The sequence below is a fragment of the Streptomyces tatrensis genome (assembly GCF_049310065.1).
GTDB lineage: Bacteria > Actinomycetota > Actinomycetes > Streptomycetales > Streptomycetaceae > Streptomyces.
This window is the reverse complement of the sequence record NZ_JBMDLB010000011.1, coordinates 43,515-69,549: the sequence shown is the minus strand read 5'-3', so window position 1 is coordinate 69,549 and position 26,035 is coordinate 43,515. Positions and strand designations below refer to the sequence as shown.

19 protein-coding genes, 1 tRNA gene and 2 pseudogenes are annotated in these 26,035 nt (G+C 69.1%); 10 read left to right on the top strand and 12 right to left on the bottom strand.

The genetic code is table 11. From position 1 onward, the window contains the following. Positions 1-397: 397 nt before the first annotated feature. The 3 genes from ACODT5_RS15985 to ACODT5_RS15975 all read left to right on the top strand — a co-directional run bounded on the left by ACODT5_RS15985 (position 398) and on the right by ACODT5_RS15975 (position 4,583). Positions 398-3,505, top strand: a complete 3,108-nt coding sequence (locus ACODT5_RS15985; RefSeq protein ID WP_422519954.1) for a DNRLRE domain-containing protein — start codon at positions 398-400, stop codon at positions 3,503-3,505. Positions 3,506-3,751: 246 nt separating this feature from the next. Beyond that, positions 3,752-4,018 carry a hypothetical protein gene (locus ACODT5_RS15980; RefSeq protein WP_422519953.1) on the top strand — a complete coding sequence of 89 codons (267 nt, stop codon included), beginning with the start codon at positions 3,752-3,754 and terminating at the stop codon, positions 4,016-4,018. A 73-nt stretch (positions 4,019-4,091) separates the two neighbouring features. Beyond that, complete coding sequence (locus ACODT5_RS15975; RefSeq protein ID WP_422519952.1) at positions 4,092-4,583, top strand: DUF3515 family protein; 492 nt, start codon at positions 4,092-4,094, stop codon at positions 4,581-4,583. A gap of 144 nt (positions 4,584-4,727) precedes the next feature. Here ACODT5_RS15975 and ACODT5_RS15970 read toward each other — a convergent pair whose 3' ends face one another. Continuing rightward, positions 4,728-5,198 (bottom strand): zeta toxin family protein, encoded by a 471-nt coding sequence (locus ACODT5_RS15970; protein ID WP_422524938.1) that lies wholly within the window; start codon positions 5,196-5,198, stop codon positions 4,728-4,730. Positions 5,199-5,200: 2 nt separating this feature from the next. Here ACODT5_RS15970 and tpg point away from each other — a divergent pair. The 3 genes and pseudogenes from tpg to ACODT5_RS15955 all read left to right on the top strand — a co-directional run. After that, positions 5,201-5,680: pseudogene (gene tpg / locus ACODT5_RS15965) on the top strand (telomere-protecting terminal protein Tpg); the annotation flags it as partial. After that, positions 5,657-5,788, top strand: a complete 132-nt coding sequence (locus ACODT5_RS15960; protein ID WP_422525266.1) for a hypothetical protein — start codon at positions 5,657-5,659, stop codon at positions 5,786-5,788. The pseudogene tpg and the gene ACODT5_RS15960, both read left to right, overlap by 24 nt. Before the next feature lie 128 nt (positions 5,789-5,916). After that, positions 5,917-6,657, top strand: coding sequence for a hypothetical protein (locus ACODT5_RS15955; RefSeq protein ID WP_422519951.1), 741 nt, complete (start codon positions 5,917-5,919; stop codon positions 6,655-6,657). Positions 6,658-6,732: 75 nt separating this feature from the next. Here ACODT5_RS15955 and ACODT5_RS15950 read toward each other — a convergent pair whose 3' ends face one another. Then, positions 6,733-7,146 (bottom strand): hypothetical protein, encoded by a 414-nt coding sequence (locus tag ACODT5_RS15950; protein ID WP_422519950.1) that lies wholly within the window; start codon positions 7,144-7,146, stop codon positions 6,733-6,735. A gap of 12 nt (positions 7,147-7,158) precedes the next feature. Then, positions 7,159-14,547, bottom strand: a complete 7,389-nt coding sequence (locus ACODT5_RS15945; protein ID WP_422519949.1) for a polymorphic toxin type 27 domain-containing protein — start codon at positions 14,545-14,547, stop codon at positions 7,159-7,161. 1,226 nt (positions 14,548-15,773) lie between these two features. Between ACODT5_RS15945 and ACODT5_RS15940 the strand changes: the two genes are divergently transcribed. Then, the gene (locus ACODT5_RS15940; protein WP_422519948.1) at positions 15,774-16,406 is read left to right on the top strand and encodes a hypothetical protein; all 633 of its coding nucleotides are present in this window, start codon (positions 15,774-15,776) and stop codon (positions 16,404-16,406) included. Positions 16,407-16,514: 108 nt separating this feature from the next. Here the strand turns inward: ACODT5_RS15940 and ACODT5_RS15935 are convergent. The 3 genes from ACODT5_RS15935 to ACODT5_RS15925 all read right to left on the bottom strand — a co-directional run bounded on the left by ACODT5_RS15935 (position 16,515) and on the right by ACODT5_RS15925 (position 17,492). Next, positions 16,515-16,591, bottom strand: a tRNA-Met gene (locus tag ACODT5_RS15935). Positions 16,592-16,695: 104 nt separating this feature from the next. Then, positions 16,696-17,118: a hypothetical protein gene (locus tag ACODT5_RS15930; RefSeq protein ID WP_422519947.1), complete on the bottom strand. Its 423-nt coding sequence runs from the start codon at positions 17,116-17,118 to the stop codon at positions 16,696-16,698. A 17-nt stretch (positions 17,119-17,135) separates the two neighbouring features. After that, complete coding sequence (locus ACODT5_RS15925; RefSeq protein WP_422519946.1) at positions 17,136-17,492, bottom strand: amidase domain-containing protein; 357 nt, start codon at positions 17,490-17,492, stop codon at positions 17,136-17,138. Between ACODT5_RS15925 and ACODT5_RS15920 the strand changes: the two genes are divergently transcribed. Then, positions 17,481-17,870 carry a hypothetical protein gene (locus ACODT5_RS15920; protein WP_422519945.1) on the top strand — a complete coding sequence of 130 codons (390 nt, stop codon included), beginning with the start codon at positions 17,481-17,483 and terminating at the stop codon, positions 17,868-17,870. The two genes, ACODT5_RS15925 and ACODT5_RS15920, sit on opposite strands and share 12 nt — an antisense overlap. A gap of 116 nt (positions 17,871-17,986) precedes the next feature. Here ACODT5_RS15920 and ACODT5_RS15915 read toward each other — a convergent pair whose 3' ends face one another. From ACODT5_RS15915 to ACODT5_RS15900, 4 genes and pseudogenes are all read right to left on the bottom strand, one after another. Next, positions 17,987-19,072, bottom strand: a complete 1,086-nt coding sequence (locus tag ACODT5_RS15915; protein WP_422519944.1) for an IS630 family transposase — start codon at positions 19,070-19,072, stop codon at positions 17,987-17,989. 101 nt (positions 19,073-19,173) lie between these two features. After that, positions 19,174-20,157 (bottom strand): IS481 family transposase, encoded by a 984-nt coding sequence (locus ACODT5_RS15910; protein ID WP_422519943.1) that lies wholly within the window; start codon positions 20,155-20,157, stop codon positions 19,174-19,176. An 81-nt stretch (positions 20,158-20,238) separates the two neighbouring features. After that, a pseudogene (locus ACODT5_RS15905) lies at positions 20,239-20,657 on the bottom strand (transposase); the annotation flags it as partial. Beyond that, positions 20,633-20,968, bottom strand: a complete 336-nt coding sequence (locus ACODT5_RS15900; protein ID WP_422524937.1) for an Imm51 family immunity protein — start codon at positions 20,966-20,968, stop codon at positions 20,633-20,635. The gene ACODT5_RS15900 and the pseudogene ACODT5_RS15905, both read right to left, overlap by 25 nt. 206 nt (positions 20,969-21,174) lie before the next feature. Here ACODT5_RS15900 and ACODT5_RS15895 point away from each other — a divergent pair, with 206 nt between their 5' ends. Next, the gene (locus ACODT5_RS15895) at positions 21,175-21,585 is read left to right on the top strand and encodes a hypothetical protein (RefSeq protein ID WP_422519942.1); all 411 of its coding nucleotides are present in this window, start codon (positions 21,175-21,177) and stop codon (positions 21,583-21,585) included. A 1-nt stretch (position 21,586) separates the two neighbouring features. Further along, entirely contained in the window at positions 21,587-23,200 is a 1,614-nt protein-coding gene (locus ACODT5_RS15890) for a hypothetical protein (protein ID WP_422519941.1), read from the top strand. Between the two features lie 952 nt (positions 23,201-24,152). Here the strand turns inward: ACODT5_RS15890 and ACODT5_RS15885 are convergent. Then, positions 24,153-25,430, bottom strand: coding sequence for a hypothetical protein (locus ACODT5_RS15885; protein ID WP_422519940.1), 1,278 nt, complete (start codon positions 25,428-25,430; stop codon positions 24,153-24,155). 59 nt (positions 25,431-25,489) lie between these two features. Then, on the bottom strand, positions 25,490-26,023 hold the full coding sequence (locus tag ACODT5_RS15880) for a hypothetical protein (RefSeq protein WP_422519939.1): 534 nt from the start codon (positions 26,021-26,023) through the stop codon (positions 25,490-25,492). Positions 26,024-26,035 lie beyond the last annotated feature (12 nt).

Sequence of the window (26,035 nt, the reverse complement as noted above, 5' to 3'; positions counted from 1 at the left end):
GCCAGCCGATTCTGCGGCCAGCGCGCCGGAAAATCTACGGTTCCAATATCCCATGTGGGCTTTATCGCTTTACCGACTGCATACCCTGGGGTAATCGGCGCAAATCAGCTGGAAATGGTGAGTCAGATGATCGGCGGGGAGGGTGAAGATGTCGGCGTCATGGTTCATGCTCGGCTCGCGCCTCCTGTGCGCGAAAGGCCGGCGGGAGGTGAACCTTTCGCGCTTGCGGGCCAGTCGCCGAAATCGTTGTGAGTACCGAGGGCTGCGGGACTACGCCGTCCGAGGGGGGAGAAACACCATGGCTGTCAATGAATCCGTGGACGAGAGTCCGCCAACAGGCATAGAGGAAACACAAGTCGCTGTACCGACGACCCGTTGGTACAGGCGTCGCGGGAACGTGGGAGGCCTCGCCGCCCTCCTCGCGGTAGCGATCGCGCTCCCTGTCGCCGTGCAGATGCCGGAGGGCAAGAAGCCGCAGGGCCAGCCGGTCCAGGAGGCTGCTGTCGCGGAGCCGGAGGCTCGGCGACAGGCTGCGGAAACCGGCAAAGAGGTCGAGGTCACCGCAGCGCGCAGCGCCAACACGACGACGTGGGCGCGGCCTGACGGATCGTTCAGGAAGCACGTCTTCAGCGGCACGGTGCGCGCCAAGGTGGACGGCAAGTGGAAGCCCATCGACACCACTCTGGAGCGATCCGAGGATGGATTCGCGGCGAAGGCCGTCAACGGCCGCGTCGTCTTCAGCCCCGGCTCCAAGCCGCGGGCAGCGGGCAGTGGCGAGCGCTCTTCACGTGGTGTGAGCAGGGTGGCTCTCAAGCGGGACACGCCTGGGGAGGTGTGGACCGAGCTGGTCCGGCTCAACACAGACAGCCACGAAATGGTGGTGAGCTGGCCCGGGGAGCTGCCGGAGCCGGTGATCGACGGGCCGCGGGCCCTGTACGAGAGCATCCGGCCCGGGATCGACCTGGTCCTGACGGCTCAAGACGGCGGGTACTCGCACGTACTGGTCGTCAAGGACCAGCAGGCGGCTGCTGATCCGCTGCTCGGGCAGCTGAAGTACCGTCTGGCCTCCCCTGACCTGACGTTCCGTCTCGACGAGGAGTCGGGGGCGGTCAGTGCCCGCGACGACAAGGATGCGGAGATCGCAGGTTCGCCGACCCCGCTGATGTGGGACTCCAGCGGCAAGATCGCCACCACGGACGATGAGCCGGCCTGGATTCCGACCGATGTCGCGAAGCGGCACCCGACGCTCGCCCTGTCCGGTCTCGCGGGGGCTGAAGGCGCACGCATGAAGCCGGCGAATGCCGCCCTTGCCGACAATGTACTGTCCCTGACCCCGGACAGATCCTTGCTGGATGCCCCGGAAACGGTGTACCCGGTGTTTATCGACCCCTCGTTCAAGGGCCACCAGAACTCTTGGTCACTGCTCTACAAGACTGCACCGACTTCGAGCTTCTACAACGGGCAGAACTTCAACAGCGGCGGCACGAACGAAGCCCGCGTCGGATACGAGTCCAGTTCGGGCGGTACGTCCCGGTCCATCTTCAACTTTGATTTCGACAGCGAGCTCCACGGCGCGAGCATCATTTCCGCCAATGTGTACGCGTTGCAGACGTATTCGTGGTCCTGCACCCGGAAACGGATGGACGTCTACGCGACCAAGCCCGTCTACTCCTCGAGTACGTGGAAGAGCACCGAGAGCTACTGGGGCTGGAAGCTGTCCGAGGAGCATGCGGGCTACGGCTACAGCAGCGCGTGCCCGGACAACTGGGTGGCTCCCGACGTCAAGGCCTCGGTCGCCGAGGGGGCCCGCGCCGGCTGGCCCGGCGTGTCACTGGGGTTCGCCGCGCCGAACGAGTCCGACTCGTATTACTGGAAGAAGTTCCTGGCCAACAGTAACGACAGCTCCCCCTACATCAAGGTCATCTACAACCAGCCGCCCGACATTCCGGTTGCAGACAACATGAAGACCTTCCCCGGCGGCGCATGTATCACCAGCCGCACGGGCCCCAACATCGGCATGACCGACGTGACCTTCCAGGTCAAGGGAAGCGACCGCGACGGGAACCTCAAGCAGCTCCTGATCGAGATCTGGGACTCCGCCACTGGCCAGGTGATCTTCAGTGAGTGGGGCGACGTCAATGGCGACGATGTCGTCACCAAGACCGTCCCGTGGGCGAAGTTCACCTCGGGCAAGAAGTACTTCTGGCTCTCCCGCGCCGTGGACACGGACGGCCGGATCTCCAACGGCAATGGGCCCTTCGACTCCGGGAGCGGCGCCTGGTGCAACTTCACCATCGACCACACGGCCCCGCCCAGTCCCGACATCTCCTCCACGGACTTCCCGGAGCCCGGCCCCGACGGCGCCGAGTGGAGCGTGAATCCCGCCAGCACGCCGAACCAGGTCATCAAGATCAGCGGTAATGGTGCCAAGGCCGAGGACATCCGCGAGTACCAGTGGAGCCTCAACCGGCCGGCCTTCGACAAGAAGATCACCCCGCCCGCAGGCAGCACCGTCGCGTCCGTCAAGCTCCAGGTCGACACCGCCGGCCCCAACATCCTCTACGCCCGCACCGTCGAGACGTCCGGGAACATCTCCTCCGAGGCTCAGTACCTCTTCTACGTCAACCCCCGCCCCGGCGTGGACCAACCCGGCGATACCAACGGCGACGGCCACCCCGACCTCTTCGCCATCGACAAGTACGGAAACCTCCGTTCCTACGCCGGCGACGCCAACGGCGACACCAACGCCTACCTCCGCGGCGCCCTCAAGGATGGCAAGCCGGTCGCTTCCGGGTACTGGAAGGACGCCGACGGCCAGTCGGCGCTCATCGCCCACTCCACCGACTGGTTCCCCGGCGACGGCCTCACCGACGTGATCGCCCGGATGCCCGACGGAAAGCTGTACGTCTACCCGGGCATCGGCACCGGTCAGGTCGACGTCGGCCGCCGCATGGAGATCCTGCTGCCCGCCGGCGCCCCGGACCCGGCGACCCTGCGGCAGATCGTCGCCTGCGAGGACGTCGACGGTGACGGCTTCCCAGACCTGTTCGGCCTTGACGGTGACGGCTACTGGGCATTCACCGGATACACCGGAGCGAGCTTCAGTTCGGCCAGGAGGCTGTCCGGCAGCTGGGCGTCCCGTGACCTCGTCGGCGTCCGCGACGTCACCGGGGACAAGGTCCCCGACTTGCTGTACCGGAACTCCACAGGGCTGATCCTGCGCATAGGCAAGGCCGGTTCCAACGGCGGAGCAGACCTCGATTCGCTCGCGGCAGCGGCCAACTCCGAAGGCGGCCACGACAACGTGTACGCCGCCACGGGCTGGACCAGAGCCGACAAGCCGATGGTTCTGGGCACGGCCGACGCCACCGGGGACGGCATCCCGGACGTCTGGGCGGTGGACACCATCGGCAACCAGTGGCTCTACCGAGGAGGTACTGCAGCCGTAGGCGCCGCATCCGGCAAGGACGAGGACGGCTGGACCAACTTCCTCACGATCGGCTAGCACTCCCACTGCGCAAGCAGCACCCCCACCACGGCGCCCGGCCGGGACGCAGGTCCCGGCCGGGCGCCGCCCATTGCCCCGGGCACCGAGCCGGCTCACCACAAACGGCATCAGCCACCGTGGCGCCGTTCCGTTTGGGGCCGAGGCCTTGGGGCGCTCCTCCTCAAGATCTCTTGCTCTCCCGGCGGACGGCTGACAGAGTCCGCCAGACGGCCGCAGTCGGGCGGCGTCTTGGGGAGGATCGCCGTGGGTGTGGGAATCGCGTTGCTGGTGTTCGGAACGGTCTCTGTGGGCTGGGGGGCCATGTTCCTCTTCAACCTGCGCGGCACGGCGGACAAGGCCGCGGCACGCCGCAACGCCGGACGCGCCGTGACCGCTGCCCGGACGATGGACTTGAGCCTCACCGAGCCGTCACAGCTCGGTCCCTGGTTCTTCCGCCTCATGGGCGGCTTCGTACTGCCCGCCGGCCTGGCCCTCTGCCTCGTCGGCCTCGTCGTGATGGCCGAAGGGTGACCTGCCCCCTCGGAGCAACTGGTGCCGGTGAGATGATCGGATAGGCGTTCCGGGTGGAGCGCGGCGGGTCAGTGTGGAGAGTGAAGTGGATCGAAAGAAGAAGACTCTCCTGACCGGTCTCGGGGTGCTGGGGCTTGCGGCCGCTGGAACCCTTACCCTCACCGGCGCACGGTCCGTGGAGCCAGGGCCCTTTGCCAGTGAGCCCCATTGCCGCCAGGTCCTGGCACAGCTCCCTGATGAGCTGCTGGGGGAGGAGCGCGACTCGGTGAAGGGATCCGGCGCCGCGAGCTGGGGTGGTGGCACCATCGTGCTGCGCTGCGGTGTCGAACCTCTCGCACCTACAACCAACACCTGCATGAACGTCAACGGCACGGACTGGGTCCTGGACGAGGAGCGAGCCAAGCGCGGAGGGCCGCGGGTGCTCACCACCTACGGGCGGATCCCCTCGGTGGAGTTGGCCTTCAATGAGGACGACCTACTCGCAGGCGATGCCTTGGTCGTCATCGACAAGGCTGTGCGGAGCATCCCGCAGCAGGCCAAGTGCATCGGGCTGAGCGAGACCTGACCTTTGCGCCGGGTTGGAGACGCCTTTCTGGATACCCTCGTATATCGACCTGGATGGGCGCTGTAGCAGGAGCGGCACGGCGGTGCATCGTCCGGGCCTGCGCCCGCCGACGCGGCCCGGTCCGTACGGGATGTGAGGTCCTCACTAGGAACTCCCAACGAAATGATCTTCGAGGTTCCGGCCCCACTCCGCCGTCAGCGCCTCGGGAGCGCCCGTGTCATCGTCGACCTGCGTCAGGTACCGGTCCAACCCGCTGAGCTGCGCCTCGGCCTCCGAGGTGGCCACCGCCACCATCTCAACCCGGTAGCCATCCGTACGCCAGGTACGGGTCGTCTCGATGGCCTCCGCCAGATCGGCGATGGCGGCTTCCAGGACCGCGTCGAAGCGGTTGCGGCGCATGTGCGTCTCGACCTCGGCCTGCCATCGCAGGACGTCGGGACGCACCCGCACGCCCGTCGTGAGGCCATCCTCGTGCATGAGGGCGTCGTACTGGGGGTGGGCCTTCTGGTAGAGGTCGCGTCCGATCAGCACGGCGCCACCCCGCCGGGCAAGGACAGCCAGCAGGAGGTCGTACAGCCGGGACTTCCCGGCGCCCGCCGGCCCGGCAACGACGATGACCACCGGCTGGTCCTGCCGGACGGCGTGTTGCGGTCCAGGTCGGCAGGATTTGTGTCACCAGGATCTCGTTGTGCCGGCGTTCGGTCAGGGCGACCGGGACGACGTCCGCGTCTCTCAAAGCGACTCTCGCCGCACGCCTCACCACGGAAGTGCGCAAGCGATGGCAGCCCCGGATCCGCGCCAAGGCCAAGAAGGCCGCCGCCACCAGCGGCGGAATCATCATCGAAACCCGGGCCCGGTTCGGCTACACCGCCGCTGCCGGCACCATCGACGACGGCCGCATGCGCCACCTCACCCAGGCCCTGCCCCCCGACTACGCCTCTCGCCTCTTCGAAGTTTAGGAGCAAGGCGCCACCGAACAGCAGCTCCTCGACACCGCCGCCGAGGGATTCCAGGAGATCTACTTCAAGGACCGCGGCCGCCGCGCAGACGGCCTCCTGGTCGAGTTCACCGACGTGGACCACATCGACGTCCAGCTGTACCAGCGCCATGTCCAAGGCCCCGAACCGTGCTGCCAGTCCGGGGCTTCGGACATGGCGCGCGCCTTCGAGGCGATTTCGCCGTTCGCCGCGGCCCTGGGCAGATGAAGGAGCGGTCGGCTCCTGAGGCAGGCTGAAGTTGCCCAGTCGAAGCCAAAACGTAACGGGAACAGGCCCCTGATCTCGGTAAGATCATTCTGCTTATTCTTCGCCAGCGAGAGATGCCAGGAAAGACCATGAAAATGCGTAGGGCCCTCCCCATTGCCGCCGTCATACCGGCCCTTCTCGCGATGTCCGGATGCAGCGGCGAATCCGCGAAATCCGACGGCAAGAAGCCCGGGGCGAGCGCGAGCGAGAAGGCTGCGCAGAGCCCCGAGGAGAAGAGCGCCGCCGAGGCGAAGCGCCTGGGGGCACTCGATGAAAAGGCCATCGAAAAGGTGGCCATCACCGGCTCCACCGCGGGCTTCGACGCCAAGCAGGTCGCCGCGGCCGATGTCGAGGCCGGTCGCGGAATGGAGGCCGACAAAAAGGTCTGCCAGCCCCTCGCCAGCCTGATCGGCGGCTTCACGCACATTCCGGCGGTGAGCGTGGCGCACCGCTCCCTCCAGCCCAGCGAGGCCACGAACGCGACCGTCGGCTCCATGTGGCTCGCCTCGCACGCGCAGGACAACGCCGTCAAGGTCATGAAGGAACTCCGCACGGCCGTCGCCGAATGCCCCGACGGGTTCAAGACGCTGGGCCTCACGTACGGGAAGGTCGAGGGCCTGCCCGCGCCGAAGCTCGGCGACGAGGCCGTCGGCTACCGGATCACCGGCGACATCGGCAAACAGAAGGTACCGATGACTTACACGGTGGTGCGCAGCGGAGGCGTCATCGCGGCGTTCTACGGCGTGAACATGCTGGACGCGGAGAAGGCGGCGATCCCGGAGCCGGTGATCAAGGCCCAGCTGGAGCGCCTCACCGCCCCGACGGGCTGACGGAACACGCAGGCTGACAGAATTCGAAAGGGGGGCCTCCCCGGTGCGGTGCACCGGGGAGGCCCCCCTTTCGTATCAGTAGATGTTCCCCGATTCCACCGGGAACTCCGGCGGCCAGGGCGCATGCGGGTCGTACAGCGATTGCCGCTCGCCCATCAGCTCGTACTCCGCCTCCCGCCAGCTCGGATTGCCGCTGACGACGAAGCTGTCGCCGTCCCTCTCCAGCATCCAGGTGTAGGCGGCGTCCTGCGCCGGAATGCCGTGCCGTTCGTGGAGCACGGCGAACTCGGCGGCGGTCGCCCGCCGGATGTGGAGCCCGTTGTCGTAGTGGGGCTTGAGGAACATCAGTTCCACATGCCCGAAATAGACCTCGACCCTCGTCGTGGTCCGGTCCGCGAGTGTGGCCTCACTGGTCAGAAAAAGCTGGCGGTGCGAGGGGTTGAACCCGCTCACTCTGAAGAACCGCCCCTCTCGGACGAAATCTGTCATTCCCACCACTCCTCAGAAATGCTCTGGAACGAGCGACCCGTCGGGGTAGGCGAAGCGGGTGGGAAATACACGGTCGTACCCCCCCTTCGGCCCCTTTGCGGGGTTGAATATGTACCAAGCGATGGAGTTCCAGTCGCGCTCCCCCCGCCGGACGGCCGTACGGAGTTTTGTCATCTCCCATGCGGTTCCGTTGCCCGAGGCCTGGATCAGGCCCCAATTGCTGTTGGGGATCGTCTCCCCTCGCGCCAGGAGCATGCTCAGCGCCTCGTCGGCGTTCTTGGCGCCTTGGACGCCGTCCAAGGACACCGAGAGCTTCACGTTGGGGTTGAGCACCGCTTGCTCCACGCCCACCGTCCACAGGGCGCGTCCTCCCATGCCCATGCTCGCGGGCAGCTCCGTACCGAACATCTTGTGGTTGAAGGTCCCCCCGCCGATGGATGTGGCCAGGTGGTTCGAGCCGGGCCTGTTCGGCCCGGCGTTGATTCCGAGGACGACGTGATCGCCGTCCTTGGCCATGTCCTTGATGAGCCTCTGGCACTCCTTGACGATGTCGTCGGGGCCGGCCATCGCGACGGACAACGCAGCGACCCGGAAGGTCGCGGCATCCCCTGCCTTGCACGTCTCGTCGAGCTTCCGGACGATGCGGCTGATGATGCCCGCGACGGCGGCCTCGGTCAGGCCGATGGTCCGGAGCGCCATGAAGGCGTCCATGAATCGGATGCCCGTCTTGAGGGCGGCGTCCGCCGCCATCACCGCGGCCTTCGCAGACCTGAAGATCGGGCCCGCGACGAACCAGCTCGCCGCCCAGGCGCAGTCGCCCCAGCTGCCCCCGGAAACGCCCGGCATGAGCAGCTTGGCGCAGCCGATGAAGTCGCCGAGCAGGACGTCGATCGGATCGATGCCCGAGTTGAACTCGACCATCGTCAGCGTGGTGCTGAGCCTCTCCGTCTGCTCCTTGGACACATCGGGGGAGAGGTAGATCGTATCCGCGGGCGGGCACCTGCCCGTGGTGGTCGCGTACGTCTCCCACGACACCCCGCACATGTACACGTCGACGTGCGACTTGTACGTGATGTCGGCCGTGATCGTGCAGTTCCCGACATGGATGATCGCGCCGCAGTTGTCCTTGACGACGTTCTTCGGTTCGCCGATGTATTCGATGTGGTCGAGGACCGCCCACACGTCGCCGATCCCGGTGGTGACGCCCTGCGAGATCTGCTGGGCGCTGCCGCCCTTCTCCGAGCGGTCCGCCGCGTCCTGGGCCTCCGTCGCCGCGTCCCGCGCGCCTTCGGCGGCCTTCTCCGCCGCCTTCGCGTCGGTCTCCGCCTGGGTGGCGGTGGCGCGGGCGCTCGCGGCGTCCTTCTCGGCCTGGGTGGCCGTGGCGCGGGCTGAAGCGGCGTCCTTCTCCGCCTCGGTGGCCGCGGCGTCCGCCGCTCCGGCGTCCGCCTCTGCGTCCATCGCCGCCGACGACGCCCTCAGGGCGTCCTTGCCGGCCGACAGGACGTAGCCGTCGGACCGCTTCGCCGAGTCCTGGGCGGCCTTCGAGTCCGCCGCGGCCTGGGAGGCCGAGGCCTGGGCCCGCTGGTACGCCTTGGCGGCACGGGCCGCGTCGGTTGCCGCCGCCGCGGACGCCTGCGCCGCGGCCTGCATGTCCGCAGCGGCCTGTGCGGCCAGGGCCTTCGCCTCGGCGGAGAACCCTTCGGCCTGGTTCGCGGCGGCGGCCGCTACGGCCGCCTGCTGCTGCGCGGCCGTCAGGGACTGCTGCCCCGTCAGCACCGCGAACGCCGCCGAGCTGTCGGCCTCCTGGTACGGGCCGCCGAGGCTGATCGCCTCGTTGGCCGGCTTGATCACTGCCTTGGCGGAGTCGCGGGCCGCGAGGGACGCCTGCACGGCCGCGAGGGCCTTGCCGGCGGTGGTCGCCGCCCAGGCGGCGGTCTGCAGCGCCTCGCTGCGTGCCGCCGCCGCGTCCGCCTGGGCGACCTTGGCTGCTGCGGAAGCCTTCTCGGACTGCTCCTTCGCTCCCTTGGCGTCTGCCGCCGCCGCCACGGAGGCGTCGATGGCCTCGGCCGCCGCGGCGTGTGCCGCTGCCGCCGAACCGGCCGCGACCATGAAGGAGGCCCAAGCGCTGTCGGACGCCTCCCTGGCACGGGACGCGGAGCCCTTCGCCTTGGTGGCGGCCTCACGAGCGTTGACGGCCGCGGTCGTGGCCGCGTTGGCCGATGCGCGGGCGTTGGTGGCCGCGGTGGTCGCCGTGTTGGCGGCGCCCCGGGCAGTGGTGGCGGCGGTACGGGAAGCCGTGGCGGCGTCCGTACCCTCGTCGGCGTCGGCATTGGCCTCGAGTGCCGCCGCCTTCGCGTTCAGCGAGTCCCGCCGCAGCTCGGCCTCCTGGGCCCTGTCGCGGGCTGCGACCGCCTCGCGTTCCGCCCGCTCGGCGTCACCCCTGCGGTCGGACGCCGTGGTTCCCGCCGCGTCTGCCGACGTACGCGCGTTGCTCGCGATCCGGCCCTGGGCGGCGGCGTCGGCCTCGTGGCCCTTGGCCTTGTTCCGCTCGCTCTCCGCGGTAGCCCGGTAGGCCGCCGCGTTGGCGCGCTCCAACTCGGCGACGGCCCGTGACGCCTGGGCGTCGGCCGCGGCCTGCTTGGCGTCCTTCTCCTCGGCCAGCGCGGTTTCCTTGGCCTTCTTGGCCTTCTTGGCGTTCTCCGCGGCCGAGGCCGCGTAGGCGTCCGCGCTGTCCGCCGCGGCCTTCGCCTGGGCGGCGGCCTCCTGCGCGGCGATGCGGCGGAACTCGGTGTTCACCGCGTGCGCTTCGGTCTGCGCGAGCGCCAGCAGCGTCTGGGACGTCGCGACCGTGGCGTTTGCCGCGTTCAGCGCCGTCTCCGTGGCCTTTGCCGCAGCCGTGGCAGCGGCGCCGGAGGCGCGGGCGACCTGTACCGACTGCTGGGCGTACATCAGGCCACGACCGCGCGGCACCTCGGAGGCGTCCGCGATCGTCCATGCGTCCTGCTGGGCGCTCACCGCGCGCTGGGAAGCGGCGGTGGCCAGGGCGGACTGCGCCTTGGCCTTGGTCACCAGGGCCTGGACGTTGCCGCGAGCCTTCGTGAGGTCGGTGTTGGCTCGGTCGAACAGGGCCTGCTTCGGCTTCAGGATGTTGTTCGGGTCGGCCGCGAGCTGGTCGTGCCAGTACTTCTGCCAGAGCAGGATCTGCTCCGCGAGCCAGGCCTGGCCGATGGCCTCGATCATGTGGTCGGTGGCGTGCTTCGTCGCCGCGGCGGCATCTGCCTCCGCCCGCATGATCAGGCCGCGCTGCGTGTTCTGGCCGGCGTACTCCGAATCCCACTCGGCCGAAGCCTGGGACACGACGTCGCTGAGGGCGTTGCGCGGGTCCACGGGGTCGCCGTGGTTGCACGTGGCCCAGGCCTGCTTGAGGTTCTCGACCTCGACGCGGAACGCCGGGGTCCCCTGGGTGACCTTCTTCGCGGGGAAGCCGCCGTGCCGCAGGTAGGTGGCGAGGTCGGCGGAGGTGGTGCCGCCCCAGAACATGGTGTTGGTCGCACTGGCGTCGCGCAGCATGGAGTCCGCCGCGAAGTCGTGCCAGCCATCCTTGCCACGGTTTTGCTCGGTGACCGCCTTCGCCTGGGCGATCGCCCCGACGCTGGGGTTCGTGTGACCGTCCCAGCCGAGACGGGTGGACAGCTTCGGCTGCGTGGAGTGGGTGAACGCCATGACCTCGGCGCCGAACTCCGGTGCGTGCAGCGTGATCTGTTCACTGAACGAGCTCATCGCGTACGGCCGGTTGGCGTCCTCCAGGATCGCCTTGCGGGCCGCGATGGCGTCCACGTACTCGTACGCGGCCTTCTTGTCCTGGGCGGTGGCCTGCCCCAGGGGCATCAGCTGGAGCCAGGAGAGGTCGCCGATGACCGCGTGCAGCTGCGCGTTGGTTCCGGTGAGGCCCTCGATGGCCTTGGCCTTCGTGCTGGCGCCGCCGGCGTGCAGGGCGACACCGGTGATGCAGCGCTCCAGGCGCGGGGTGCCGCGGACGTCACTGATGACGGCCGCCAGCTCGTTGAGCCGGCGCAGCGCGTTGTCGGCGTCGTTGAAGATCGTCCGCATGCCGTCGGAGACCTTCTGGATCGCCAGGGCGAGCGCAGGGATACGGCCGACGATCACGGAGGACGAGGGGATGTCCACGAGCGCCCAGAGGCAGGCGTCGACGTCCCGCGAAGGCAGGCACTCCTTGACCTTGGCGGCGTCGAGCCGCTCGAAGAGGATCTGCCCGCCCTTGGTCGTCGCCCAGTCGACGACGTTCACGGAGACGGCCGTCAGACCCTTGCGGTAGTCGTCGACACAGGTCTGCCCACATGCGTCGAGCAGGATCTGCTTCTCGCGGTCACCGAGCGCCGGCCAGTTCGAGGCACCGCCCTTGATGGGGGTGATGCCCTGGGTGAGTGCCGCCTGGTGCGCGGCCTCGTTCTTTTCGCGCTGCTCCTGTTCGATCTTCTTCGCGGCCTCCTCGGCGGCCGAGCTGTGGCCCTGCGCGTCGGTTGCCTTGCCCTCCGCGTCCTTGGCGTCCTTCTCCGATTCGGCCGCCTTGCGCGCGGCTTCCGCGGCTTCCTCGGCGGACCGGCCGGCCTTCTCGTTCGCCTCGGCGGCGTGCCGCTCGGCAGCCGTCGCCTCACGGTCGGCCTCGGCGGCGATGTCACTCACCGCACCGGCGGTGGTACGGGCGCTGAGCGCGTCCTTTCCGGCCTGTGTGGCGTGACCGGTAGCGGCGCCGGACGCGGTCTTCGCGCCCTTCTGCGCGGCGGAGGCCTGTCCTGCTGCCGTCTGGGCGCTGTTCACGGCCTCGACGGCACGCGCCGAGTCGCTCGCCGCGAGGGCGGCTGCCTCGGCAGCGAGCTTCGCGTCACCGGTGGCCTGCGAGGCGGTCTGCTGCGCGGCCGTGGCGGCGGCAGCAGCGGCGGTCGCGTTGGCCTTGGCCGCCGCGGCCTGCTGCTCGGCGATCGTCTTCGACGCCTGGCCGGACAGCACCGCGAACGCGGCCGAACTGTCCTTCTCCTGGTACGGCGTACCGACCGAGATGGCGACGTCGGCAGCGGTGATCGCCTCCTTGGCGCTGTCGCGGGCGGCCAGGGCGGCCTGACCCGCCGCGTACGCACGGCCGACCACGATCGCGGCCGAGTTCAGGGCCGCGGTGGCGCTGGTGGTGGCGGCGGCCGAGTCCTGCTGCGCCTTCTTGGCGAGCGCGGTGGCGTTCTCCGAAGCCGTCGCCGCGTTGTCCGCGCGGATCGCGGCCTCCTCCGACGCGTCCAGGGCGGTGGCCGCGGCGACGTGCGCCGCGGAAGCCGCGCCCTGGGAGGCGTAGAAGGCGGACCAGGCCGTGTCGGCATTGGCCTTGGCGCGCTCGGCGGCGCCCTCCGCCGTGGTCGCGGCGCTGCGCGCGGTGACGGCGGAGGCGGTGGCCTGGTCCGCGGCCGTCTGGGCCGCGGTGGCGGCCTCGGCAGCCTGGTTCGCGGCCGTACGGGCCTTCGTGGCGGCCGTACGGGTCTCGACGGCGGCCGCGCTGCTCGCGGCAGCGGTGGCGGCGGCTTCTAGGGCGGAGGCGCGGGCCGCGGTGGCCTGCTTCCCCTGGAGCGCCGTGACCGCCTTCTCCCGCGCGGTCTGAGCGGCCTTCGCCTTCTCGTCGGCGACCTTGCGCTTCGCGGTCGCGTCAGCGGTCGCGGTGTCCGCAGCCGTACCCGCACTCGTGGCGGTGGTCTGCTGGGTCGCGGCGCGCTCCTCGGCCTCCTTGGCCTTGGCGCGCTCCGTGGCGGCCTTCGTCCGTGAGGCACTCGCGGTGACCTGCTCCGCCTGCGCCTTGGCACGTTCGGAAGCGGCCGTGGTGGCGGCGGTCTTGGCCTTGTCGCGCTGCTGCTCGGCCGTCGTCCGCGCGGCCTTCGCGGCGTTCGCGCTCTGCGTGGCGGCCGTGGCGTTGGCCGTGGCGCTGTCGGCGGCGGCCTTCGCCTGCTTGGCGGCCTCCTCGGCAGCGACCCTGCGGAACTCGGCCTCGATCGCATACGACTCGGTCTGCGCCTTCGCCAGCAGCGCCGAGCTGGTGGCGGCGGTGCCCTTGGCGGCGGCGAGCGCGGTCTCGGTCGCCTTCGTGGCGGCCTTGGCAGCAGCGGCGGAAGCCCTGGTGACCTGCACCGACTGCTGCGCGTACATCAGACCCCGGCCACGGGGTACCTGGGTCGTGTCGGCGATGGTCCAGGCAGCCTGCTGTGCGGTGGCGGCCGTCTGGGCGGCGGTGGCGGCGGTGGCCGAGTACGCCTTGGCCGAGGTGACGAGGGCCGCGACGTTGTTGCGGTAGCGGGCGATGTCCGCGTCGGCCTTGTCGAACTCGGCCTTGTCGGGCTCGTCGGCGCGGCCGGGATACTTGGCGATCGCGTCGCGCCAGGACTTGATCCACTTCAGGACCTGGTCGGCGAGCCACGCCTGGCCCAGGGCCTCGATCAGGTCGTCGGTGGCCTCGCGGGCCGCCTTCGAGGCGTCGGCCTCCGCACGCATGATGGTGGCGCGTTGAGCGGCCTGCCCCGCGTACTCCTGCTCCCACTCGACCATCGCGTTCATGACGGGCTCGTTGAGCTTGCGCGAGGGGTCGTAGGGGTTGGCGTAGTCGCAGGCGGCCCAGGACTGCTTGAGGTCCTCGATGTCGACGCGGTACTCGGGAGTGCCCTTGACGGGCGACACGGTCGGGAAGCCGCCGCGCTTGAGGTAGGCGGCGATGTCGCTGGAGGTCCTGGAGCTGTTTCCGACCTGGCTGTCGCTGAGCATCCACTGCGATGCCCAGTCGTGGAACGCGTCCTTGCCCTTGTTCTCCTGGGCTATGACCTTGGCGCGGGCCAGAGCCTCGGCGCTGGGCGTGCTGAGGCCGGCCTCGCCCAGGCGATAGGCGAGATTCCTCTGAGTGACAGAGGTGAAGTGCGCGATGTCCTCGCCGAACTCCGGCGCGTACCGCGTGCCGAGGTCGGGAGAAACCGCCGAGTTCAAGTAGGGATCGTTGGCGGTGGTCAGGGCGTCGTGGCGTGCCCTGACCATGTTGGCGTACTCGAACCCGGCCTGCTCATCAGCCTTGGAGGCGGTCTTCAGCGGGCTGTCGTTCCACCATTCGGGGGCCCGGACGATCCCGCCGAGCTGCTCCTCCGTGCCGGCCAGGCCCTCGATGGCCTTGGCCTTCATCTGGGGGCCGCCGACGTGCAGCGCCACCGCGGCGATACAGCGGTCGAGCCGCCGCCCGCTGCCGATGGTGTTGCTGAACTGGGTGGGGTCGTCCTGCTCCGGCTCCGCCGCGGCGGCGGCCGGGACGGCCTGGATGGTGCCCATCAGGACGGCGGACGCCGTCAAGAGGGCCGTCGTACTGGTCACCCTGGTCAGGGAGGACCGTAGGCGACGCCGGCGTCTGCCGGCGTCTCTGAGCAAAAACATGTCGTGCGCCCTGCAATCTCTCGATCGTCAGGCAGCACCAGGACACACGAGTACGAAGGCACCACGGCACAACGCCCGGAACACACTTCCCCCGGGACGTAACGGCCAGCGCGCTCGCCCCCCGACGAACCGGCGCCACCGCTTGTTCTGTGACCATGCCATCCCCGACCCAACATGTGAAGATCGAATAAACGACACCAAACCCCCAGTGGGGGCTAGTTGGGGGCAAGTCACCCCCTTGGTTGATCATCTTGTTACCGGGACGTAAAGAAGGCCTCGCACGCGAAACGCCCGGCGGAGGACCCAGGCCGGGCACGCAGTCCGGCCTCCGGCCGGGCAACGCGGACGGCGCCCTGGACACCTGGGGCGACATCCTCGACTGCGCCGACGGAATCCGCTCCGTGGAGGTCCAGGCCGCCCTTCGCGACATGCACGTATGCCTGCGGCGCTTCCACGTGTCGGCGAAGCCCAGGAGCTCCGCGAGCGGGCAGCCCGCATCGCCGACTGGATGCCCACCGCCCGGCTGACATCCGCGTCTTCCTCGCCGCGGTGGGGCTGCAGAACGCCGAGGACGTCGACCTCACCGACCCCGACTTCATGGACTGGAGAGGGGTCGGCCCCGAGGCGTGGGACCCCGCCTCCAGAGGCGCCAACCCCGTCGACGCCCGGACTCCGTCCACAGGCCCACAGATCTGTACGACCCCCATGGCTAACGCAGCTGCGGCACGGCAGGCGGCTACGACGCGCACCAAGCTCCAGCCTGGTTCTTCAGCGGCGGCGGCTCGGGGCGGTGCTCTAGGCGGCCCGGGTCACCACCGCCTTGCGCTACGGCACGGCGAACCTGGAGAGCGGGGACCTGGCGTCGGCCTAGCCGCCCCGTCGGTGATCGCCCCGTGTCAGACGCTGCTGGCAGGATCGACGCTGTGAGCGATATACGTGCCACCCCGCCTCGGCCGCTCGACGTGGCCGCGGTCTTCCCACGCCTGGCCCCGCTGGCACGCACGGTGACACGTCTGCATCCCCGCCCCGGTTCTCCGTCGGCGGACGAGAGCTCAATCGGTGGACCTCTGCTGTGGCCTGCCAGTCAGCCGTGGCTGTACTGCGACAAGTGGCATGAGGGTCCGGTCTCCCCCCTCGTGCCACTGGCCCAGTTGTACGTGCGCGACGTGCCTCAGTTGCGGCCGCCCGGACGGACCGACCTGCTCCAGGTGCTGTGGTGTCCGTCCGAGCACCCCCCGGAGCACAAGCCTTCAACCGAACTGTTCTGGCGAACCGCCGCCGACGTCGGCACCGTCCTCGACTCGCCCCCCAGGCCGTCCGAGGTCAACGACCAGTACATACCGGAGCCGTGCGTCCTCGCACCAGAACAGATCATCGAGTACCCCAACTTTCTGGAACTGGACGAGGAACTGCAGCAGCAGCTGAGCGACCCAAGCACGTGGCAGGCAGCCGGCGCTGCAGTCGATGACGCCTACGATGGCTTCCCGGCGGATTTCTACTCCCACGAGCTCTCCGAAGCCCCCGGCTGGAAGGTCGGTGGATGGGCACCGTGGGGTCTCACCGATCCCATCGCCAGGTTCTGCATCAACTGCGGCACCGCGATGACTCCGCTGCTCACCATCGCCTCGGACGAATGCCGCGACTACAGAAGAAGCTGGGGCCCGAACGAGGACCAGAACATCCCCGAGTTCGACGCCGACAAGGTGTCAAACCCGCCAGGGATCCAGGTCTCCGGCGGGAATCACCTCCAGCTCTACATCTGCTCGACGTGCTACACGCACACCGACCTGATCCAGTAGACGTCGCAGGTCCGACGCATCGGGGCAGCATGGGAGGGCGGGGAGCCGCAGCCCGGGGCCTGAATGCGAACAGCCCCCTCGACCTGGTGGTCGAGGGGGCTGTTGCGTTGGTAGCGGGGACAGGATTTGAACCTGCGACCTCTGGGTTATGAGCCCAGCGAGCTACCGAGCTGCTCCACCCCGCGTCGGTAGGACCACCCTACGCCACTGCCCCCGTACTCCTGACCGAATGCGTTGCGGGCTGCGCCACCTGTACCGGGCCGCACCGGGCCCCCCGGTGCGGCGATACCTAGATCTTGGAGGTCGGCTTGGGTGTGCCCTTGATGGGGAGCTTGCCCAGGCCGATGACCCAGTCGCCGTCCTTCTCGTTCATCATGACGTACATGCTGAACGGCTCGCCGGTGGCGTCGGTGCCGGTGATGCCTACGCTCGCGATGGTCGGCTCGAACTCCTTGCTCACGTTGATATTCGAGATCTTGTAGCCGCGGCCGCCGTTCTCCGATATCAGTTTGTCGGCGCCCTCTTTCACCCCGGTCTTGCCCGGTGCCTGCTGATCCAGGTCGATGAGCCCCTGAGGGTCCCTGGCGTTGAGCGCGGCGATGTACTTCTCGGCGGTCTGCTTCTCGCTCCTGCCGCCCGTGTCATCAGAGGAACAGGCGGTGAGCGCTGCACACAGGACAGGCACCGCCAGTAGCGCGAGGGCTCTCTTCATGGGTTCCACCCTTCGGGTCAGGTGCGGTGCGTGTACCCATAGGCGCGGGGGTACTTGGCTCGAAGGTAGCTGAGGGGAACGTCGACGGAGTTGGGGGTGTGGTAGGTCATGTAGAGCATGCCTCCTTGCCTGCCCGTCACCATCATCGTGTGGTTGATGTTTCCGTTGGGGGTCGGCCCCCAGTCAGCCTGGAGGGCGTCGGACGGGAACATGTCCCAGACGTTGGGGATGTTCTTGGTCCTGCCAGAGTGAGAGCGGGCGAACCGATACCAGTTCTCCGCGCCGGCCCAGGTGTAGCTGGTCGTCCAGGTGTAGCCACCGGACCGGAAACGATCACCGGAGTGGCCTGCGATGATCGGTGAATGAGCGAGCACGAGTGGCAGGCGTTGACCAAGTCCGAGGAAGCGTTCATGGTCAATGCGTATGAGATCGACATCCTGGCCGGTGTTTGGGGAGATCTCGACGATGCCGATCAGTCCCGGCCCGCGAGGGACCTGGCACAGATCTTGCTCACTCTCATCGATCGTGGATGGATCGAGGTTCGTCGAGTCGCGCCGTGGATGTCCCCGTCAGGGGAGGAGGGCTTCCAGCCCGGGGAGTTGGTTTCTCGTGATCAGCTTCCGGTGGTCCTGGAGGACGCGTCCAACTGGGAGTACCCGGACGACGGCGACTGGATCGGTGCAGTGACCTTGGTGGAGACGGAAGCGGGTCAGAAGATCACCCGTCGTTCTCCCGAGGAGATGGCCGAGTAGACCGCCGTGGCGGGGAACCCTCAGGCCGCTGCTGTCAGTGGTCGGCCACCCCCACCGGAGGGGCCGATGCCTTTGTGGCGTCGGTTGATGCCCCAGAGGGCAATACGGGACAGTCCCTAGTGATCCGGTTTTGAGATCCTGTCGCAGTAGCGGCAGATGCGGTCGAGGATTTGGTCGGCGGTCTTGGTCCACTTGAAGGGTCGGGCCTCGTCGTTCCAGACCTTGATCCAGCTCTCTAGCCCGGCCTTGAGGTCGTCGAGAGAGCAGAACACTCCGCGTGCGAGGCAGCGTCGTTCCAGTTCGGCGAACCACCGCTCGACCTGGTTGATCCACGACGAATACGTAGGCGTGAAGTGCAGGTGGAAGCGGGGATGCGCCAGCAGCCACTTGTGCACCGCGGGCGCCTTGTGGGCGGAGAGGTTGTCACAGATCACGTGGACCGCCAGACCGGGATCGGTCTGGCGGTCGATCTCGTCGAGGAAGTCACGGAAGTCCACGGCCCGATGCTGCGCGGACAGCTTCGTGATCACCTTGCCCGTCGCCGTGTTCAACGCGGCGAACAGATCGACGGTCCCGTGCCGAACGTAGTCAAAACTCCGCCGCTCGGGCACCCCTGGCAGCATCGGCAACACCGGTGCGGTCCGTTCCAGGGCCTGGATCTGCGGTTTCTCGTCCACCGCGAACACAGCCGCGTTGGCCGGCGGGGCGAGGTAGAGACCGACGACGTCACGGATCTTGTCGATCAGGAACGGGTCCGGAGAGATCTTGAAGGTCTCGGTCCGCCACGGCTGCAGGCCGAAGGCATGCCAAATCCTCAGCACGCTCGCCGGCGAGATCCCCACCACCTTGGCCAGCTCCCGCTTCGACCAGTGCGTCCCGCCCGCAGGCACCTCCTCGAGGGTGCGGACCACCACCTCTTCCACCTGGGCATCGGTGATGGTCCGCGGTACCCCGGGCCGCGGCTCGTCAGCCAGCCCGTCGAGGCGGTCCCGCAGGAACCGCCTCCTCCATCTGGCCGCCGTCTTGCGCTCGATACCCAGCCGCGCGGCCACCACCGTGTTGTTCCATCCCCGCGCGCACGCCAGCACGATCTGCGCACGCTGAGCCAGACCCTGCGCGGTCGAACGCCGTCCGGCCCAGTCCTCCAACGTCAACCGCTCGGCATCCGACAGCACGACCGGCGGCAGCCTGGTATCACCCATCCATCCAGGACACCGGCCGCAAGCCGGTCACGTCAGGCGAACCCCAAGATCTGAAACGGAACACGACTCATGAGGCGAGCTCAGACCTCAAAACCAGATCACTAGGTGTATTGACCCGCAGCGTTGTTCACGCGGCTGATCGGGGGCTTGCCGGCGAGTGCGGTGTGGCAGCGGTGGTGGTTGTAGGTGTGGAGGAAGTCTGTCAGGGCTGCTGTCCGCTCGTCGTTGGAGGTGTAGGGCCGCAGGTAGGCCCATTCCTCGAGGAGGGTGCGGTTGAAGCGTTCGACTTTGCCGTTGGTCTGTGGCCGGTAGGGCCGGGTGCGTTTGTGGGCGATGCCGGCCGCGGTGAGGGTCTGGGTGAAGAGCTTGGACTTGTAGCAGGCGCCGTTGTCGGTCAGGACGCGTTCGACGGTGATGCCGTGGGCGGTGAAGAAGGCGTTGGCCCGCTGCCAGAACCCGGCCGCGGTTTCCTGCCGTTCGTTGGCGAGGACTTCGCTGTAGGCGAGGCGGGTGTGGTCGTCGACGGCGGAGTGGATGTAGCTGTAGCCGATCACCGGTGTGCTGCTCTTGCGCTGGTCGGTGGTGGCCTGCCGGTTGTGGTCGCCTGCGGTTCGGCCCACGGCCCGCCAGCCGCCGCCGTCGGGGATGTTGCCGAGCTTCTTGATGTCGACGTGGACGAGTTCGCCGGGCCGGTCACGCTCGTAACGCCTGATCGGCTGGCCGGTGGGCCGGTCCATCCATGCCAGGCGGCCCAGGCCGTGCCGGGTCAGGATCCGCTGCACGGTCGAGGCGGGCAGGCCCAGGATCGGGCCGATCCGGGCAGGGCCGAGCTTTCGGCTTCTGCGCAGGTCACAGACCCGGGCTTCGACCGCGGCGGGTGTCCGGTGGGGAGTCGTGCGCGGGCGGCTGGAGCGGTCGTAGAGCCCGGCGTGGCCTTCGGTCCGCCAGCGGCGAACCCATTTGTGGGCGGTGGCCCTGGATATGCCCATCTCGGCCGCGACGTGCGCGACGGGGCGGCCCGAGCGGACGCGTTCAACCAGCAGTTGCCTACCGAAGACGGTCAGCCGGGCATTACGGTGGGACACGAAGACCTCCGTTGTGCAATGGGTTCCTAGACAGCTCCCACCACACCGGAGGTCTTCGCCATGTTCAAGACCTACCGAGTGTCAACAACGCTCGTGATCAATACACCTAGGCCGCTTCTTTCGGGTCACCTCTCTGACCAAATGTGGATGGCGGCGAGGTGGAGTCCGGCGAGGTAGATGGTGGCAGTCTGCCGGTGGCCTGCCGCCACGGCTGCCGAGGCGTTTGCGGTTGGCCACCTGGTCAGCGGGCTGCGGGATCACCGCCTGGATGCCGCGCCGACGCAGGTAAGAACGGATCGCGCGGGACGGGTAGGCCTTGTCTGCGAGGCCCACGTCCAGCGTCGCTCTCGGTCTGCCGACCGATCGCGGAACCCGTAAGCGGGCCATGACCTGCGGGAACGCGGATGCGTCACCGTCCTGGCCAGGTGTGATGACGAAGGGCAGCGGCTATCGGCGGCCAGGTGGATCTTCGTGGTCAGCCCGCCGCGGGACCGTCCAAGGGCATGGTCGGCGGGCTCGCCGTCCGGGGTGCCTTTTGACGGGCCCCGGCGGCGTGCTGGTGGGCACGGACGATGGGGGAGTCGACCGCGACGACCCAGTCGAAGGCGGAGTGCAGGAAGGCGGCCAGGTCCGTGAGGGCCTTGAGGTCGGGGCTTGTGCCTACGAAGGTCCCGGCCTCTGATCCGAAGTACTGGAGCTTGTCGCCGTTTTCGGGCATTTGAGAGTGGGCCACTGACTGGGCCAGTCCATCCCAGCCGTGACCGTGGCGTTCAGCATTGTGTTCCTCGAAGACATCGGCGACCTGCTCCATGTCGCCGTCGAACAGATAGAGGCAGTGGGAGCCATCGGATTCGCTGCCTGCGTCCAGGTGGAACGGGGCCAGGGCTGATGCGTTGGTCATGCGGTGATGGTGGAGACGGCCGTCTCCACAGGGTGTGGCTTCTCCACAGGCGTGCTTGCCGGGTGCTTGCGAGGTGGGACGATCGTCGCCATTCCGACATGAAGGAGGGGCGGTTGATGTCTGCATCGGCGCTATCGAGGCTGGATGAGCAGTTGGACTCCGAGGACGCCAGTGCTGTGCTGGCGGCGGCTTGGGACGTCTTCGACATGATCACCAAACTCGCCCACAGCATCACCTTCGACGAAGGCAGTGACGAGCTGCAGGCGATGGTCGTCTCGCAACAGTGCGCGGAAGGCCGCGACCGCCTTCCGCTGCCCGGGACAAGCCTGCTGGTCACGGCGCCACCCCCGGAACCAGGTGCCGCCGGGCTCGCTCCGTACGTACGGCTGCTGGAGCATGTCAGTGCCGTGCTGACGCGGCTGTCGGCCGGCGAAGTGGCGGACGCGGCATCGGCCCGGGCTCTGGTCGAGGTCGGGGAACTGGCGTCCGGTGCGGCCGTGGCCCTGTCCTTCGTTCGGGGGCAGTGAGGTGGCGACGCTCGGGGAGCTGTTCGACGTCGCGATCGCACACCTGCAGGAGGTGGCACAGACCCCGCTTGCCTCCGTCGCCTCCGATGAACGTGCCGCTCTGGCCGACGAAGTCGACGGGCTGCTGTTACAGATGCAGAAGGGGCTCGGTCCCAGGGCTTACACCCCTGCCCCGACAGCCGAAGACCAGCGGCGCCGACGGCCCCTGACCCAGGCGGAGCAGAACCTGGAGGACTGCCTGGGCGACGCGCGGAAGGCACTGGTCACAGCGCGCCGGTACCTGGCCCCGCAGGCAGGGGAGGGCGGACCGGCCGGCGAACGGATCGCCTTGGCGGCGCAGGCCGTGGGCGCGGTACGCGACACGATCAGCAGCCATCTCGGTCCCGACCGGGCCCCGCTGACGCCGTACGCCTACCTGCTGCGGCACCAGAAGGCATTCGACTACCTCGCCCGGCGGTACTCAGAGGTCGCCTGGGAAGCAGGCCACGTCGTGCACCGGCTCTCCCAGGGTGCCGAACATCCCGGCGCGGTCGACGCCTTCCAGCAGGCCAGGACATCCCTCGATCACGCCTCCGTCTACGCGCGGGCGGCGACCCGCGACGCCGATCCCGACCTGGCCTCGTTCCCCGCTGCGCTACCCGTCGAACCGGTCCAAGCGGCGGCGACGGACGCAACCAGTGCCGTCACCACCCGCCTCGCGGAGGACAGCGAGCGTCTCTCCCGCGCCGCGTACACCGCCCTGCACGACAGTGCGGAGCAGCGGCTCAGCGGCGCGGATATCAAGCAGATCTCGTCCTGGAACGCGATGAGCCGGCTGCTCGCGGGGCGGACCCTGATGCACGTCGCCGAGGACATGACGGACGGCGCGGTAAAGGACGGGCTGAAGAGCGCTGCCATGGCGCTGCGGGAGTCTTCCAAGGCCTGGGACAGGGCCGCCGCCGCCTGGGGCAGCGTCGTCGATACGGGCGATCCCCGGGAACACCCGCCGCTCCCGCCGCCGGGCTACGCGCAGGTCCGCCAGGGCAAGGCGGTGAAGATGCCGTCGACCGATCCCCATCCCGCGGTGGTGATCTCCCGTACCGGCACGGTGCGCCTGGGCCAGTTGCTGTTCGGCCCGCAGCGGACGCCCAAGCAGCCGCCGGGGCCGGGCAGGCCGGCCGCCGACATCGTCGCCGACGCCGGGGGAGCGGGATCCCTTGCCGCGACCGCATACCGGCTGTCGGCCACCGGCTGGCAGATGGCGGGCGCCGCCCCGTGGGTGGTCCGGCGCGCCGAGGCCGGCCTGGTGACCAACTCCGATCAGTACAGGCCCCGGGCTCTCGACAAGAGCCAGCCCTTCTACCCCGTCCACTCACGGCAGATCGAGTCGCTGACCGGGGCCTACGCGGCGGTGATGGGTGCGGAGCAGAAGAGCGCCGCCGCGCTCCTGTCCGCCGCGCAGAGCGCGGGCACTCCGGTGCCGCGGGCGATGCTGGACGCCGCCGCCCACCGGTCGATCGCCCAGGAACAGAAGTGGGCCCCCACGCAGCCGGTGCAGGCTCGGCAGCGGGTGCTGCCCCGGGCGTACGTCCCCACCGACCTGGCGATCGGGCGCCGTCCGGGACTGCGACAGTGAGCCCGCTCGCGCACATGGGCAGTTTGGTGTCCGGAAACCCGCGAGAATCAGCCCCGTGAGCACACCAACGCAGTCCCAACGGATCGTCGGACGCGGCGTCAGCACCCTTATCCCGCAGAGCGCCACCGCCCAGGCCATGGCCGCGCTCACCGGGCTGGAGACCGTGCCCGTGCACGTCGGACTCCTCCAGGCAGCCGCGCTCCTGCTGGAAGACGCCGCACGGACCGCCACCGACGAGCCGACGAAGGCTGCCATGGCCAAGACGGGCGGGGATGTTGCGGTCCGCCATGTAGCTAGCCGCAGGAGGCATCCCCGTCTCCGGGGGGAGCAGCCGATCGTCATGGACGACGCGTTTCCCGACCGAGGGCTATCCCCGCGTGCGCGGGGAGCAGTAGCCGTCACGCGTACGCGGACGTCGACGGCCTGGGGTCATCCCCGCGGGCGCGGGAGCAGCGGATGGCCGACTGGCCGGCAGCCCTGGAACTGGGTTCATCCCCGCGGGTGCGGGGAGCAGTGCGCGGTGCGCGCGCGGATCTCCATGCGGAAGGGGTCATCCCCGCGGGCGCAGGGAGCAGATGTTCTCGCACTCGAACCCGTAGAAACGCGAGGGGTCATCCCCGCGTGCGCGGGGAGGCAGGAGTGCGCGGAGGCCCTGGCCTTGCTCGGCCTCGGGTCATCCCCGCGTGCGCGGGGAGCAGACTTGCTGACCTGTGACTCTAGGTTGGCAGCAGCATGTTCTGAAGCACTTTCACCGAATCCGGCATATCTAGCATCCCCCACAAGTCGGACGGGAAGTCCACCAGGGTCTGGAAGCCAGGGTAGACACAGTAAGGGGACCGGCCCACGGGTTGGTCCACAGGACGTTGCCCCGCCGCCGGCCGGATGGGCCCGGCCTTGGGCTGTGTGCCGGGCCGCGGGAGGCGGGGAGCTAGGAATCAATGACCCGGACCGGCTACACCGCCGCCCGTGGGCCGCGGGTCGCTGCAGGCTGGGAAACCGCTACCCGGGGTGCCGGGGCCGCCGCCTTCTGCGTCGGGGTTGCCGTGCCGGGTGGCAGGGTGACCGCGAGCCGGGCCGCGTGCCGGTCGGCGGTGTGGGCCAGCGTCTGGAGGGCCTGGAGGTCGCCGGGGGCGAAGCGGGCAGAGCCGACCGCCGCCGTGACGAGGGCCTTGGCGCGCTCGGCGACGTTTCCGTACGGGCCTACGGCCGGGCCCGGTCCGCTTTCATGCGGCGGCAACTGCTGCCAGGCGTCGCGGAACTCGGCCACCCTGCGGTGGTCGGAGGTGACCAGTTCCCGGCCCATGGGACTGGTGATCCAGTCCTGGAAGTGCTTCGTCACCTCCTCGGCCCCCCGTACGGAGTCTTCGCGGGTGGCGTACGCCATGGGGGCCTTCCGTTCGACGAACTGAGGCATCGGCACCTCGGCGGAGTCGGCGGTCTCCTTGGCTGCCGGCTTCGCCGCGGGGCCCGGGGCGGGCTCGGCCCGGGCGGCGGCGTCGCTGTAGGTGAGGGTGGCATCGGAGAGCTTGAGCAGCGCGTCGGCGGCGGGGAGGTCGCCCTGGAGGCGGCGGGCCAGTGTCGAGGCGGAGGCTGCGATCGCCTCGCAGGCCCTGATGGACGCGGTCTTCCAGAAGCCCTGGAATCGGACGTCGGCGCGAAGGTCGTCCCAGTAGGGGCCGGCCTTCTCCTTCATCACGTCCCAGACGTGCCCGAAGGCGCCTCGGACGGTCTGGATCCGCTGCCACTCCGGGTGGTCCTTGAGCCTGTCGGCGTGGGTGTCGGCGCCGGCCAGAGCCGTTGCTACGGCCGCTCCCACCTCTGGAGCCGCCGGCGCGGCAACCGGTGGTTCGGCAGGCGGCGCAGGGGGAGCTGCCGGCTTCGGAACTCCAGGGGCACCGGCGGCCGGTGCGATCTCGGCTGCTGCCCGCGCATCGGGCTGCAGGACGGCCACGTCTTTGGCCACGGCGGTCCGGATCTCGGCTGCGGGAAGGGCGGGGACGAGGTCGTCCCAGGCTGCCATCGCCTCTTCGAACTCCGGCCAGTCGTTGGCCTCCGACAGCTCGGGCCTGTCGAATCCGGCGGTGCCGCGCGATGCGAAGCGGACCCCGGGACTCACGTCCAACCCTTCCATGGGGTGGCAGGACTCCCCCCACAAGGGCATGGCACCCGCTCCGGTACGGGCGTCTGCGGCAGGGGTGGGGCCGGTCGCCTGGTCCGCTGGTGTCGCCATCGCGTGTGTCTCCTTGGTGTCGTGTTGCGCCGCGTCTCGGCCCGGCGGAGAGCCGGGCGCTACAGCGGCTCGTTCAGTTCGGCTTCGCGGCGGCCGAGCTCGGCCGCCGCCGGGTGGACCGCGGCGGCGCTCGTCGTGTCGGAGAGCCTCAGGTACAGGTCGAAGGCTTCGTCGCTGTCGGCCGGCGGCGGGACGAGGAGCGGCGGCGGCTGGTGGCTGCCTGCCGCGCAGGCGGCGAGCTGCAGGCGGGGGATGAAGGCGTGGAGGGTGTTGATCCAGTCGGCTTCGGCCAGCTCACGGCCGGGCTCCTCCTCTCCGGCGTACGTGCGCATCCAGCCGGCGTAGAGGGCGGTGAGGTGCTCGAGGACGGCGGAGTGCCGGTACCAGCAGTGCGCGAGCACGTTGTGGAGCTCGAAGGCGGTCCGGAGCCAGTCCACCCAGCAGCCGAGTTCCCGCATCCGCATCTGCCGCTGCTCCTGGGGTTCCACGGCCACCCACACCCACCGCTGTGGCTCCGCCTTCTTCGCGGCGGCGGCTCCAGGTGGTGACGGCCAGAGATCTGCCGGGTTCAGCGGGTTCAGCGGGTCGGACACGGATACCTCCTG

Excerpts from the sequence above, each read along its gene's own strand:
- ACODT5_RS15955 (WP_422519951.1), top strand. The coding sequence starts at position 5,917 with ATGAAAATGCGTAGGGCCCTCCCCATTGCCGCCGTCATACCGGCCCTT.
- ACODT5_RS15950 (WP_422519950.1), bottom strand. The coding sequence starts at position 7,146 with ATGACAGATTTCGTCCGAGAGGGGCGGTTCTTCAGAGTGAGCGGGTTC.
- ACODT5_RS15930 (WP_422519947.1), bottom strand. The coding sequence starts at position 17,118 with ATGAAGAGAGCCCTCGCGCTACTGGCGGTGCCTGTCCTGTGTGCAGCG.
- ACODT5_RS15920 (WP_422519945.1), top strand. The coding sequence starts at position 17,481 with ATGAGCGAGCACGAGTGGCAGGCGTTGACCAAGTCCGAGGAAGCGTTC.
- ACODT5_RS15915 (WP_422519944.1), bottom strand. The coding sequence starts at position 19,072 with ATGGGTGATACCAGGCTGCCGCCGGTCGTGCTGTCGGATGCCGAGCGG.
- ACODT5_RS15900 (WP_422524937.1), bottom strand. The coding sequence starts at position 20,968 with ATGGAGCAGGTCGCCGATGTCTTCGAGGAACACAATGCTGAACGCCAC.
- ACODT5_RS15895 (WP_422519942.1), top strand. The coding sequence starts at position 21,175 with ATGTCTGCATCGGCGCTATCGAGGCTGGATGAGCAGTTGGACTCCGAG.
- ACODT5_RS15885 (WP_422519940.1), bottom strand. The coding sequence starts at position 25,430 with ATGGCGACACCAGCGGACCAGGCGACCGGCCCCACCCCTGCCGCAGAC.